Source organism: Isoptericola jiangsuensis, assembly GCF_002563715.1.
Lineage (GTDB): Bacteria > Actinomycetota > Actinomycetes > Actinomycetales > Cellulomonadaceae > Isoptericola > Isoptericola jiangsuensis.
In genome coordinates, this window is record NZ_PDJJ01000001.1 from 2,773,235 (window position 1) to 2,786,338 (window position 13,104).

Annotated in this window: 11 protein-coding genes; 2 read left to right on the forward strand and 9 right to left on the reverse strand. The window is 74.1% G+C overall.

The genetic code is table 11. The features are described 5' to 3' along the window. Positions 1–27: 27 nt before the first annotated feature. The 6 genes from ATJ88_RS12690 to lplAB form a co-directional block, all read right to left on the reverse strand. Positions 28–1,203, reverse strand: coding sequence for an anhydro-N-acetylmuramic acid kinase (locus tag ATJ88_RS12690; protein ID WP_098464134.1), 1,176 nt, complete (start codon positions 1,201–1,203; stop codon positions 28–30). Next, a complete protein-coding gene (locus ATJ88_RS12695) occupies positions 1,200–2,759 on the reverse strand; it encodes a glycoside hydrolase family 3 N-terminal domain-containing protein (RefSeq protein ID WP_098464135.1) in 1,560 nt (519 codons plus the stop codon). Before ATJ88_RS12695 ends, ATJ88_RS12690 begins: the two co-directional genes overlap by 4 nt. Continuing rightward, positions 2,756–3,598, reverse strand: a complete 843-nt coding sequence (locus tag ATJ88_RS12700; RefSeq protein ID WP_245852413.1) for a carbohydrate ABC transporter permease — start codon at positions 3,596–3,598, stop codon at positions 2,756–2,758. Before ATJ88_RS12700 ends, ATJ88_RS12695 begins: the two co-directional genes overlap by 4 nt. Beyond that, entirely contained in the window at positions 3,595–4,563 is a 969-nt protein-coding gene (locus ATJ88_RS12705) for a carbohydrate ABC transporter permease (RefSeq protein ID WP_098464136.1), read from the reverse strand. Before ATJ88_RS12705 ends, ATJ88_RS12700 begins: the two co-directional genes overlap by 4 nt. 3 nt (positions 4,564–4,566) lie before the next feature. Beyond that, the gene (locus tag ATJ88_RS12710; RefSeq protein ID WP_098464137.1) at positions 4,567–5,871 is read right to left on the reverse strand and encodes a sugar ABC transporter substrate-binding protein; all 1,305 of its coding nucleotides are present in this window, start codon (positions 5,869–5,871) and stop codon (positions 4,567–4,569) included. Between the two features lie 184 nt (positions 5,872–6,055). Beyond that, positions 6,056–7,132 carry a lipoate-protein ligase LplAB gene (lplAB, locus tag ATJ88_RS12715; protein WP_098464138.1) on the reverse strand — a complete coding sequence of 359 codons (1,077 nt, stop codon included), beginning with the start codon at positions 7,130–7,132 and terminating at the stop codon, positions 6,056–6,058. An 87-nt stretch (positions 7,133–7,219) separates the two neighbouring features. Here lplAB and ATJ88_RS12720 point away from each other — a divergent pair, with 87 nt between their 5' ends. Beyond that, positions 7,220–8,095: a MurR/RpiR family transcriptional regulator gene (locus tag ATJ88_RS12720; RefSeq protein ID WP_098464139.1), complete on the forward strand. Its 876-nt coding sequence runs from the start codon at positions 7,220–7,222 to the stop codon at positions 8,093–8,095. Between the two features lie 56 nt (positions 8,096–8,151). Here ATJ88_RS12720 and cimA read toward each other — a convergent pair whose 3' ends face one another. Then, positions 8,152–9,795 (reverse strand): citramalate synthase, encoded by a 1,644-nt coding sequence (gene cimA, locus ATJ88_RS12725; protein WP_098464140.1) that lies wholly within the window; start codon positions 9,793–9,795, stop codon positions 8,152–8,154. 302 nt (positions 9,796–10,097) lie between these two features. Here cimA and ATJ88_RS12730 point away from each other — a divergent pair, with 302 nt between their 5' ends. Continuing rightward, on the forward strand, positions 10,098–10,754 hold the full coding sequence (locus ATJ88_RS12730) for a hypothetical protein (RefSeq protein ID WP_098464141.1): 657 nt from the start codon (positions 10,098–10,100) through the stop codon (positions 10,752–10,754). Here the strand turns inward: ATJ88_RS12730 and ATJ88_RS12735 are convergent. Together ATJ88_RS12735 and ATJ88_RS12745 are read right to left on the reverse strand one after the other, a co-directional pair. After that, positions 10,708–11,865: a winged helix DNA-binding domain-containing protein gene (locus ATJ88_RS12735; protein ID WP_141538684.1), complete on the reverse strand. Its 1,158-nt coding sequence runs from the start codon at positions 11,863–11,865 to the stop codon at positions 10,708–10,710. The two genes, ATJ88_RS12730 and ATJ88_RS12735, sit on opposite strands and share 47 nt — an antisense overlap. 86 nt (positions 11,866–11,951) lie before the next feature. Beyond that, complete coding sequence (locus ATJ88_RS12745; protein ID WP_098464144.1) at positions 11,952–13,082, reverse strand: branched-chain amino acid aminotransferase; 1,131 nt, start codon at positions 13,080–13,082, stop codon at positions 11,952–11,954. Positions 13,083–13,104: the final 22 nt, after the last annotated feature.

Below are 13,104 nucleotides of genomic sequence, written 5' to 3' on the forward strand. Positions count from 1 at the left end.
CTCGTCGTTCGGTGGGGTCGGGGGGTCTCACCGCACCCGGAGGGCGGTGGGCGAGGTGGTCAGGGGTGCGGGCAGGCGCAGCGGGCCCGCACCGGGGGTGAGGCGGCCGGCGATCGTGGGGTGCGCCGCCCCGGTGACGCTCGGCAGCGTGCCGGGCAGGCCGTGCCAGGCCAGCCAGCCGACGAGCGCCATGAGGCACGCCTCCTTGGCGCCCTCCGGCAGGCCGAGCGTCTCGTCGGTCGTGGTGAGCGGGACGTCGGCGCCCAGCTCCCGGCGCAGCGCCGCCACGAGGACGGGGTTGCGGGTGCCGCCGCCGGACGCGACGACCGACCGCACGCCGTGCGCGCGGCAGGCGTCCGCGACGGTCCGTGCCGTGAGCTCGGTGACCGTGGCCGCGACGTCGTGCGGGTCGAGGTCCGGGTACCGGGCGAGGAACCCGTCGAGGTAGGCGCCGTGGAACAGCTCCTTGCCGGTCGACTTCGGGGCGGGCAGCCCGTAGTAGGGCTCGGCGAGCAGGTCGGCCAGCAGGCCGGCGTGGACCGTGCCGCGGGCCGCGAGCAGCCCGTCGCGGTCGAACCCGCGCGGCTCGCCCGTGATCCGGCGGGCGACGACGTCGATCAGCGCGTTCGCCGGCCCCGTGTCGAACGCGAGCGTGTCCGCGCCGGGGGCGACCACCGTGACGTTCGCGATGCCGCCGAGGTTGAGCGCGGCGACCGGCTCGGCCGCGCCCGCGAGGAGCAGGTGGTCGAGCAGGCCCGCGAGCGGCGCGCCCTGCCCGCCGGCCGCGACGTCGCGCGCACGCACGTCCGACAGCACCGGCACCCCCGTGCGCTCGGCGACCCATGCGGGCTGGCCGAGCTGCCACGTCGACGTCACGACGCCGTCGGTGACGTCGTGACGGACCGTCTGGCCGTGCAGCACCACGAGGTCGCACCCGGTGCCCGCCTCCGCCAGGACCGTCGCGACGGCCTCGCCGCAGAACCGGCCGAGGCGGCCGTCCACGTCGCTCACCAGCGACAGCGGGACGTCGCGCGGCTCGAGCAGGCGCAGGAGGTCCAGCGCGAGGTCGGGGGGGAGGTCCACCTCGCGGTGGTCCAGCAGGCGCATCGACAGCTCCGCACCCGTGGCGTCGGGTTCGAGGTCCACGAGCGCGACGTCCAGGGCGTCGGCGGAGGTCCCGGTCATCAGTCCGGCGACGATCATCGGTCGGTCCCTCCCAGCAGGTCGACGGCGGCGTCCGCGGTGGCGCGGCCCGCTCCCAGCGTGAGCACGACGTCCGGCCGCACGCCGCCGGAGCGGACGAGCCAGCCCTCCAGCGCGGAGGCCACGCCCGTGTGCAGGACGACGGCGTCCGGGCGCGCCGCGAGCAGCGCCGCGCACCGGTCGGCGTCCGCGTCGTGCTGCGGCGGCTCCCGGGTCAGCAGCACCACCGGGTGCCCGTCCTGCCCCGGACCGGCGGCGAGCATCGCGGCCGCCACCTCGTCCGGTCCGACGACGGTCGTGCCCGGCCAGCGCTGCGCCAGGGCGTCGGTGACGTGCCGGCCGCGGTCCCCCGCGGCGTGGTCGGTGCGCCGGCGCAGGTCCACGACCAGGGGTGCCGCGCTGAGCCGCGACTCCCCCGTGCGGGAGACGGTCGCGCGGGCGGCGCGTCGGCCGACCTGCCGCAGCACGTCGAGCGCACGGAGGGCGGCCTCCGGCCCCCGCTCGACCCCGGTGCGCGCCCGGCGGTCGTGCTGCACGGCCGCGCAGCGAGCGGTCCGTGCGGCCGACCCCGCCAGCCGCTCCACGGTGACGCGGCCGTCCGACACGGCGGCGGTGAGGGCCGCCACGGCGTCCTCGAACAGGGCGCGGTCGTCGCGTGCGGCCGTCGTCCCGAGGCACAGCAGGTCGGCACCCGCCTGCACGGCGCGCACCGCGGCCTCGCCGACGTTCCGCCCGTCCGAGACGGCGCGCATGTCGAGGGCGTCGGTGATGACCGGGCCGTCCATGCCCAGCTCGCGGGCGAGCGCCACCGTCGCGGGCTCCAGCGACGCCGGGCCCGGGCCGAGCTCCGGCACCACGACGTGCGCCACCATGACGGCGTCCAGGGCCGGGCCGGCGTCGTCGTCGCGGTGCGCCGCGACGTACGGCACGAGGTCGCGCTCGCGCAGCTCCGCGACGGACGCGGTGACCCGCGGGAGCCCGACGTGGGAGTCCACCGTCGTGCTGCCGTGGCCCGGGAAGTGCTTCGCGCACACCCCGACACCGCCCGCGTGCAGGCCCTCGACGACCGCGCGGCCGTGCCGGGACACCCGGTCGGTGTCGTCGCCGAACGCGCGGGTGCCGATCACCGGGTTGGCCGGCGCGTCGACGTCGAGCACGGGCGCCAGGTCCAGGTCGACGCCGCACGCGGCGAGCAGACCGCCCAGGGCGCGTGCGACCTCCCCCGTCAGCGCCACGTCGTCGAGGGTCCCCAGCGCCGCCGGCGACGGGACGGACGAGCCGGTCGCCGCCTCCAGGCGGGTGACGTCGCCGCCCTCCTCGTCGATCGTGACGAGCAGGTCGGGGGCGACGTCGTGGAGCTGTGCGGTCAGCCGTGCGGTCGTGGCGACGTCCGGGGTGTTGTGCCCGAACAGCACGACCCCGGCGAGGCCGTCGCGTGCCGCGTCGAGCAGCCAGTCCGGCGCGGTGGTGCCGGAGAACCCCGGCAGCAGGACGCCGAGCACGGCCCGGCGCAGCGCGGCGCCGTCCGGCGCCGCGCTCGGGTGCGTGGCGGTCATCCCTTCACCGCTCCCGAGGTCAGGCCCGCGGCGAGCTTGCGCTGGACCATGATGAAGAAGATCATCACCGGCACCGTGATGATGGTCGAGGCCGCCATGATGGCGCCCCACTGGTTGGAGAACTGCCCGAAGAACGACCGCAGGCCGATGGCGACGGTGTAGTGCTCCGTCGCGCCGCCGAGCAGGGTCATGGCGAACAGGAACTCGTTCCACGCCGTGATGAAGCTGAAGATGCTCGTGGCGACCAGCCCCGGGGCGACGAGCGGCAGCAGGACGGAGCGGAACATGCGACCCCAGCTCGCGCCGTCGATGTAGGCGGCCTCCTCCAGCTCGACCGGCACGGCCGCGACGAACCCGCGCAGCATCCAGATGCCGAACGGCAGGGCGAGCGCCACGTACACGATGACCAGGCCGAGGAGGGTCTCCAGGAGCTGCAGGTTGCGCACCTGCACGAACAGCGGGATGACGAGGGCCTCGAGCGGCACCATCTGCACCACGAGGACCATGAGCAGGATCTGCGTGCGGAACCGGAAGCGGAACCGGGCCACCGCCACGGAGGCGAGCAGCGCGAGCAGCGCCGAGACGAGCACGGTCGCCAGCGCCACGATCGCGGAGTTGCGCAGGAAGACGTCGAACCCGCCCTCGGTCAGCACGAACCGGAAGTGGTCCAGCGTGGGCTCCGCCGGGACGAACGAGGTCTGCAGGCCGGCCTTGGCGTCGAACGCGCTGACGAGCATCCAGTACGCCGGGAACAGGGTGAACACGAGCAGCAGGGCGACGGCGACCGCCTTGCCGGCCTGTGCCCGGCGGGTCGGCCGCCGCAGGGAGAGGGCGCTCACAGCTCGTCCTCCTTGAGGATGGTGCGGACGTAGACGGCGGTGACGACGAGCAGCATCACGGTGAGCAGCACGGCGATGGCCGAGCCGAACCCGTAGCGGTTCTGCCCGAACGACTCCACGTAGGACCAGACGCCGAGGTTGAGCACCTCGCGGTTGGTCCCCGCGCCGCCCGGCATGAGGAAGACCTGCGCGAACACCTTGAAGTCCCAGATGGTCGACATGATGACGACGACGGCGAACACCTGCCGCAGCTGCGGGACGATGATCGAGAAGAAGCGCCGCCACGGGCCGGCCCCGTCCATCTCCGCGGCCTCGAGCAGCTCGCGCGGCACGCCCAGCAGGGCCGCCAGGACGGTGACCGCCACGAACGGGAAGCCGTGGTGGACGATGTTGAGCAGCACGATGGCGTAGAAGCTCCACCGGTCGGTGAACCAGTTCACCGGGGCGTCCTGCAGGCCGAGGGCCTGGAGCACGTGGTTGAACACGCCGCGGTCCGCGTCGAAGATCCAGACCCACACGTACGTGCCGGTGACGGCGGGCATCGCCCAGGCCGCCATGATGCAGCTCGACACGATGGTGCGCCACACCGTGCCGAGGGAGGCCAGGAGGACGGCGACGGCCGTGCCGAACGCGACGGTCGCCGTCACGGCGATCACCGCGAAGCCGACGGTGTTCGGCAGGACGACCGCCCAGAGCTGGGACGAGGTGAGGACCTCGGTGTAGTTGCCCAGGCCGATCCAGTTCGGCTCGCCGGAGACGATCTCGCGCAGGCCGTAGTCCTGCAGCGAGAACAGCACGACACGGACCAGCGGCCAGAGCATGAGCACGGCCAGGACGAGGAGGCCGGGGGCGAGCAGGAGCCACGGGCGGGTGCGGGCCACCCACGAGCGGCCGGGTCCTCCGCCGGAGCGGGGCGACGACGTGGTGCCGCCGCCCCGCTCCGGGGCCTGAAGGGTCGAGGCCATGCGTCAGCTGCCGCCGTTGAGCAGGCCGGTCATCTCCTCGGCCGCCTTCGTGCTGGCCGTGGCGACGTCCTCCTTGCCCGAGAGGATCGACTGCATCATGGTCGACGTCGTCGCGCGGGCCTGGACGGCGCCGAAGTTCGGCGACACCGGGACGGACGCGCCGCCGTCGACGAACTGCTGGGCGAACGGCGCCACGAGCGGGTCGGTGCTCTGCAGCGTCTCCTCGAGCAGCGACGTCTGGCCCGGGAAGTAGCCGGCCTGCTCGCCCCACTTCGTGGCGAACTCGCCGGTGGTCATCATCTCGACGAACGCGAACGCGAGGTCCTTGTTCTCCGCGGTCTCGAACATGCTCAGGTGCGAGCCGCCGAGCACCGACGGGGAGATCCCGCCGTCCTTGCCCGGGATCGGCACGGCGGCGAACTTGCCGTCCATGTCGGCGTTGGCCTCGAGGATCGCGCCGGGCGTCCAGGAGCCCATGACGGCCATGCCGACGTCGCCCGCGGCGAACGCGTCCAGGACGTCGGTCTCGCGCCAGGTCGTGGCGCCGGCCGACGACAGGCCCTCCTCGGCGAGCCCGGTCCAGAACTCCAGGCCCTCCTGCGCGGCGGGGCTGTCGAGCTGGGAGGTCCAGGTGTCGCCGTCGAGCGAGGCGACCTCGCCGCCCGCGCCCCAGATCCAGGGGTAGACGGTGAACTCGGCGTCGCCGGGGACGGCCACGGCGATCTTGTCGGGCATCGCGGCCTTGATGGCCTTCGCGGCCTCCTCGAGCTCGGCCCAGGTGGTCGGCGGCTCGACGCCGGCCTCCTCGAAGATCTCGGTGTTGTAGACCAGCGCACGCACGCCGGCGTACCAGGGCATGCCGTACAGGTCGCCGTCGTAGGTGCCCGCGTCGACGAGGCCCTGGACGAGGTCGCCGTCCAGGCCGGCCTCGGCGACGTAGTCGCCCAGCGGGGCGAGCGCACCCGCGTCGGCGAACTCCGGCGTCCAGGTGGTGCCGGTCTCGGCCACGTCCGGCGTGGTGCCGCCGGCGATGGAGGTGACAAACCGGTCGTGGGCGTCGCCCCACTCGACGAACTCGACGTTGAGCTCGGCGCCGGTCTGCTCGGTGAACGCGGTGCCGACCTCGTCGAAGAAGTCGTCGGCGCTGGGGTTGGTGCCCTGCATGATCCAGACGTCGAGCGTCTGGCCCTCGGCGCCGGTGGCGCCGCTCGTGCCGCTGTCGTCGGACCCCGAGCATCCTGCCGTGGCCAGAGCCACCGTCGCCGCCACCGCGGCAGCAGCCGCACGCCGCGAGTCGAGCCGCTTCATCGCGTTCCTCCGTCTGTCGGTCGGTGTGCGGGTGGGTGACGGACGCCGCCGTCACACCCCCGACACATGAAAGTAACTTTCGCTGTGATGCCTTGCGTTGGAGATTAGTGCCACACGCGCCGGAACGGAAGCCCCTCGCCACACCGTGACCCGAGCGTGACCTCCGACGCCCCCGGACGGCCCGTCAGGGCACCCGGTGGATCCACTCCGGCGTGTCGAACTTCGTCCGCACGAGCTCCTCGGCCCGCGCCAGCTCGTCCGGGCGCAGCCCCGACGGCACCGTGCGGTGGTGCTCCGCGAAGTACCGGGCGAACGCGTCGACGACGTCGTCACGCGCCATGCCGGTCTGCGAGCGCAGCGGGTCCACCCGCTTGTTCGCGCTCTTCGTGCCCTTGTCCGACAGCTTCTCCCGGCCGATGCGCAGCACCTCGAGCATCTTGTCGGCGTCGATGTCGTACGCCATCGTCATGTGGTGGAGCACCGCTCCCCCGGCCAGCCGCTTCTGCGCCGACCCCGCGATCTTCCCCGCCGGGGACGCCACGTCGTTCATGCCCGCGAACCGCGCCTGCACGCCCAGCTCCGCCAGCGCACCCAGCACCCACGAGTCCAGGAACGCGTACGACGCCTCGAAGCTCAGCCCGTCCACCAGCGACGCCGGCACCACCAGGGAGAACGTCACGCAGTTGCCCGCCTCCATGAACATCGCGCCGCCGCCCGAGATGCGCCGCACCACCGTGACGTCGTGCCGGGCCACGCCCGCGTCGTCGATCTCGTTGCGGTACGACTGGAACGACCCGATGAACACCGCGCGCTCGTCCCAGTCCCAGAACCGCAGGGTGGGGCCGCGCCGCCCCTCCGCCAGCTCCTCGGTGAGGACCTGGTCCAGGGCCGCCAGGGTGCGCGGGGGCAGCGGGCCGGGACGGATCACCTCGAACGTGTGGTCGTCCCAGGTGGTCGCCAGCCCGAGGGCGCGGCGCACCGCGACCGCCACCGCGCGGGCGTCGAACCCGACCATCGCGACCGGCCCGGGCACCGCGCCCGACGACTCCGCCTCCTCGAGCGCCTCGGTCACCGCCCGCGCCAGCTCGGTGGTGGACGTCGTCACCGGCATCCCGGTCAGCGCGTCCTGGATGACCTCCAGCGCGTCGTCCGGCTCCAGGAAGAAGTCGCCCGAGACCCGGACGTCCTCCAGCCGGCCGTCCGGGACCGCCAGGTCGACCGCCACGAGCTTGCCACCGGGAACCTTGTACTCTCCTCGCACCGGGCAACCGTAACCCCGCGGGACGCCGTCCCCCCTGTCACACTGGGGCCGCACGACCGGCGTGCACGAACTGCGAAGGGGACGATCGTGGACGGAGACCTGCTGGTCCGGCTGCGCCAGATGCTGCCGAACCTGCGACCGGCGGAGGCGCGGATCGCCGAGACGGTCCTCGACGACCCGACCGCGGTCGTCGGGGCCACCATCGCCGAGCTCGCGGGCCGCGCCGGGGCGTCCCAGGCCAGCGTCGTCCGCTTCTGCCGGACCGTCGGCTACACCGGCTACCCCGGCTTCCGCATCGACCTCGCCCGCACGACCAGCCGGCGCGCCGCCGAGCACGAGCGCTCCGGCGTCGCCCAGGGCGAGATCGGCCGCTCCGACGACGTCGCCGAGGTCGTCTCGAAGATCGCGTTCCACGAGGCCCGCACCATCGAGAGCACGGCCCGCGCCATCGACCTCGACGCGCTCGAGGAGGCCGTGCGGGCCGTCGCCGGGGCCGACCGGGTCGACGTCTACGGGGTCGGGGCGTCCGGCCTCACCGCGCAGGACCTCGCGCAGAAGCTGTCCCGCATCGGTATCGCCTGCGTCGCGCCCGTCGACTCCCACCAGCAGCTCCAGTCGGCCGCGCTGCTCGCCCCCGGCTCCGTCGCCATCGGGGTGTCCCACACGGGCCGCACCGTCGAGGTGCACCAGTCGCTCACCCTGGCGCGTGCCCGCGGCGCGACGACGGTCGCCGTCACCGGGTTCCCGTCGTCGCCGCTGGCCGACACCGCCGACGTCGTGCTGGCTACCTCCGTGCGGGAGACGCAGTTCCGCACCGGGGCGCTCGCCAGCCGCATCGCGCAGCTCGCCGTCGTCGACTTCCTGTTCGTCAACGTCGCGCAGCGGCGGTTCGACGCCACCACCGAGGCCCTGCGCCTCACCTACGACGCCGTCCAGCAGCACCGCATGGCGCCGGGCGCCTGACGCCGACGGTCATCGGGCCGCCCGGCGCCCGGTCGACCGGACGCCGGGCGCTCCGGTCAGAGCGCCTCGACCCCGGCGTGCAGCAGGCCGTAGACGTGCGCGTCGATGAGCGCCTCCCAGGCGGCCTCGATGATGTTCGGGCCCACGCCCACCGTCGACCAGGTGTGCTCCCCGTCGCTGGTCTCGACCAGCACCCGCGTCGTGGCGTCCGTGCCGTGCTCGGCGTCGAGGATCCGCACCTTGAAGTCGATGAGCTCGAACTTCTCGATCGCCGGGTACACGCGGGTCAGCGCGTGGCGCAGCGCCTGGTCGAGGGCGTTGACCGGGCCGTTGCCCTCCCCCGTGACGACGATCCGCTCGCCGCCGGCGTGGAGCTTCACCGTGGCCTCCGCCACGGCCTCCGCGTCGTGGCGGTCGGCGTTGCCCGCGTCACCCGTCGTCTCGACGATGGTGCGCCACGACTCGATGCGGAAGTAGTGCGGCCGCCGCCCGGTCAGCTCCTCGCGCAGGATCAGCTCGAACGACGCGTCGGCGGCGTCGAACGTGTACCCGCGGGCCTCCGAGGCCTTGACCCGGTTGGTCACGCGGGTCAGCAGGTCGCCCTGGCCGGCGAGGTCGAAGCCCAGCTCGCGCCCCTTGAGCTCGATGGACGCGCGGCCCGCCATGTCGGACACCAGCATCCGCATGTCGTTGCCCACCGCTGTCGGGTCGATGTGCTGGTAGAGGTCGGGGTCGACCTTGATGGCGCTGGCGTGCAGGCCGGCCTTGTGCGCGAACGCGCTGGCCCCCACGTAGGGCTGGCGACCGTACGGGGAGATGTTGGTGATCTCGGCGACGGCGTGCGCGATGCGGGACGCCTCCGCCAGGCCGTCGCCCGCGAGCGTGTCGATGCCGCTCTTGAGGGCGAGGTTGGCCACGACCGTCACGAGGTCGACGTTGCCCGTCCGCTCGCCGTACCCGTTGACGGTGCCCTGCACGTGCGCGCACCCGGCGTCGACCGCGGCGAGCGTGTTCGCCACGGCGCAGCCGGAGTCGTTGTGGGCGTGCATGCCCAGCAGCGGGTCGCCCGCGCGGGCCTCGCGCCCGTGGACGAGGCCGAGGGCCTCGCGCAGCTCCGCCACCGTGTCGGTCACCCAGGACGGCAGCATGCCCCCGTTGGTGTCGCACAGCGCCACGACCTCGGCCCCCGCCTCGAAGCCGACGCGGACCGCCTCCGTGGTGAACGCGGGGTCGAACCGGTACCCGTCGAAGAAGTGCTCGGCGTCCACCACGACGCGCCGCCCCTCGCGCACCAGCAGCTCGACCGTGTCGCGGATCATCGCCAGTCCTTCGGCGGGGGTGGTGCGCAGCGCGCGCTCGACGTGCCGCACGTCCGACTTCGACACGAGCGTCACGACGGGCGCGCCGGAGTCGAGCAGCGCCCGCACCTGCGGGTCGTCCTCGGCGCGCACGCCCGCCTTGCGGGTGGACCCGAACGCCGCGAGGACCGCGTGCCGCAGCCGCAGCTCCGCGGTCGCCCGGCGGAAGAACTCCGTGTCCTTCGGGATCGCGCCCGGCCAGCCGCCCTCGATGAACCCGACGCCCAGCTCGTCCAGCAGCGGGGCGATGGCGAGCTTGTCGGCGACGGAGAGGTTCATCCCCTCCTGCTGCGCACCGTCGCGCAGGGTGGTGTCGTACACGTGGAACGGGGCGGTGACCATCGGGGGCTCCCCTGGGGGCTGAAGCGGTCGGGACAACAAAAAAGACCCTCCGGGTAGGGAAGGTCTGCGCGTCCGGTCGGGTGGGCCGGACGCGCTAGCTAATGATGCGGCAGCACGGTACGTGCCGCTGCGGACGCTGGTGGGCGCGAGTCATGCCTCACATCGTGCCACACCGTCCAGGCACCGGTCACGCGGTCCCGCCTCGTGGACACCCCGACCGTCGGCCGACCCGGTCGGGCGATCTGTGGTGGGATCGCCCGATCTGTGGTCCGCTGTGTCCACCACGGCACGAGGAGACCCACGTGAACCACCCCCAGCGGCCCGACGGGCAGGACGACGCCACCCGCGCGTACCCGTCGCGGCCCGGCACCCCCGCCCCCGGCACGCCGGGCGGGCCCACCTACGACGCCACCGGCGCTCCCGCCGTGCCCGGCTACGACGCTCCCACGCCCGTCGGGCACCACGACGCCCCGCCCGGCGTCGTCCCCGCCGCCGACGACCCCGCGTACGACCCCGTCGTCGACACCGGGCCCACGCAGCCCGGGCTCATCGTGACCCGGTACTGGTCCGGGGCCGCGGTCACCGTGCTCGTCAGCGCCCTGCTGGGCCTGGCGTGCTCCGTCGTCCTCGAGGAGGTCTTCGGGCTGTCGCTCGTCGCACCCCCGGACGCCCTGGGCGTCGGGCACCACGCGTCCTGGGCGGGCACGGGGGCGCTCTACGCCCTGCTCGCCGCCGTCGTGCTGCAGCTCCTCGTGCTCGCGGCGCCGCGCGCCCGCATGTTCTTCGGCTGGCTCGTCGCCCTGAGCATCCTCATCCTCGTGGCGCTGCCCTTCACCGGGTCGACCGACCCGCTCGACGCGACGATGACGGGACTCGTGTGGGTCGTGCTCGGTGTCGCCGTGTTCTCGATGCTCAGCGGGGTGCTCGGACGGACCCTGGTCCGTCGTCCGACCACGTGACCTCGGCCGCCGCGTCCTGACCGGTCGCCGCCAGGACGCGGCGGGCCTCCGCCTCGACGGCGTCCCGCGCGTCACCCGTGAGGGGCCGCAGGGCCGTCACCTGCACCACCGGGTCGCCCGGCGCGGCCGGGGACCACGTGCCCACGACCCGTCCGTCGACCCAGACCGTCGGCAGCACGTCGCCGTTGCGCCGGAACACGTGGGCGGCGACGTCGGCGTCGAGCAACCGGGTCCGGTCGTCGAACGCCACGAGGAGCTGGTCCCAGCGGGGCAGCAGCCGCACCGGCGCGGCGGTGTCGCCGGGGACGACGTCGAGGCCCGCCAGGTCGAGCAGGTCCGCGCCGTCCGGTCCGGCCAGTGTGCGCAGCTCCAGCCGGTCCAGCGCCACGGCCAGGGGACGCTTCCCGCGGATGCCGACGCCGCGGGCCACGTCCGCGCGGGTCGCCGGACCGAACGCCCGCAGGTACCGCGCGACCGCCCCGGCACGCGCCTCGTCAGGGCTCGGTCGGTCCGCCGCCCCGAACCAGGCGGCCCCGTCGACCACACGGTGCTCACCGTGCTCGCGCCAGAACCCGCTCGGCGGCACGTGCACCAGACCCCCGCCGGCCGACGCGAGGCGCCACCACGCGCGCGACACCCCGCCGGGGATCGCCGCCGCCGCGTCGACACCCGGGTGGAGCGCGGCCGCGAACGCCTCCACCTCGTCGACCGTGCGCGGCCGGGCGCAGTGCTCCCGCACCGCGGCGTTGAGCTCCGTCAGGTCCAGCCCCGCCCGGCGGGCGCTCGGCCGCCAGGACGCGAGCCGGCCCTCGGCCGACGTCACGTCGGCCGACGGCCAGTGCCCGGCGGGCAGCAGGTGCAGCGTCGAACGCATCACCGTCGCCTTGACGAGCGACCGCGCCGTCAGGGCGTCCTGCACGGCGTCGACGACGGGCCCGTCCCGGCGGGCCGCCAGCCCGAGGTAGGGCATGTCGGCGTGCTGGGCCTGCAGCCCGCCCACGTCGCCGACGACCTCGACGGCCGACCGCTCCGCGGCGGGCGGCCGTCGCAGCAGGTGCTGGCGGGCGAGCGTCGTCCGGCCGAGCTCGGCGCGACTCACCCTGACGGGCACGTGCCGCTCCTCACCCGCCGGGCGGCCGGGTCGCCCGCCGGCGTCGTCGTCTTCGGGTCGCCGTCGTCCCGGCGTCGTCGGGCCGCTCAGGCCAGGCGGCGCATCCAGCCGTGACGGTCGGTGGCGCGCCCGTACTGGATGTCGGTGAGCTCGGACCGGATCGCCATCGTCAGCTCGCCGGGCTCGCCGCCGCCGACCTGGTGGTCGAACGTGCCGCCCGCGAGCCGACCGATCGGCGTCACGACCGCGGCGGTGCCGCACGCGAAGATCTCGGTGATGCTGCCGTCGGCCAGGCCGTCCACGACCTCCGCCAGCGGGATGCGCCGCTCGACGACGTCGTGGCCCCGGTCCGCCACCAGCCGCAGGATGGACGACCGGGTGATGCCCTCCAGGATGGAGCCGGTGAGCTCCGGCGTGTGCACCGTGCCGTCCGCCTTGACGACGAACAGGTTCATCCCGCCGAGCTCCTCGAGGAACGTGTTCGTCGTGGAGTCGAGGAAGCACACCTGGTCGCAGCCGTTCTCCTGCGCCTCCGTCTGCGGGAGCAGGCTGGCCGCGTAGTTGCCGCCGCACTTCGCGTCGCCCGTGCCGCCCGGGGCGGCACGGTGGTAGTCCTGGGACACCCAGATCGACACCGGCTTCACGCCGCCCGCGAAGTACGGCCCGACCGGCGAGGCGATGCAGAGGTACTCGGCCTCGTTCGCCGGCCGCACGCCGAGGAACGGCTCGGAGGCGAACATGAAGGGCCGCAGGTACAGGCTGGAGTCCTCCCCGCCCGGGACCCACGCGAGGTCGGTGCGCACCAGCGCGGCGATCGAGCCGACGAAGTCGTCGACGCTCAGCGCGGGCAGCGCCAGCCGGTGGGCCGAGCGCGCGAACCGGGCGGCGTTGGCGTCCGGGCGGAACGTCCACACCGAGCCGTCGGCGTGCCGGTACGCCTTCATGCCCTCGAAGATCTCCTGCGCGTAGTGCAGGACGGCGGTCGCCGGGTCGAGCTGGAGCGGACCGTACTTCTCGATGCGGCGGTCCACCCACCCCGTGTCCTTGCGCCACGTGATCCGGGCCATGTGGTCGGTGAACACCGTGCCGAAGCGCGGGCTGGCGAGCGCGGCCTCGCGCTCGTCGTCAGGCGTCGGCGTGTCCGTCGGGGACACGTCGAACAGCTCGACGAGGTCCTCGAGCTCGGTCGGGAGGATGGGGGACGAGGTCGTGGTCATGATCGCAAGGGCCTTTCACCGG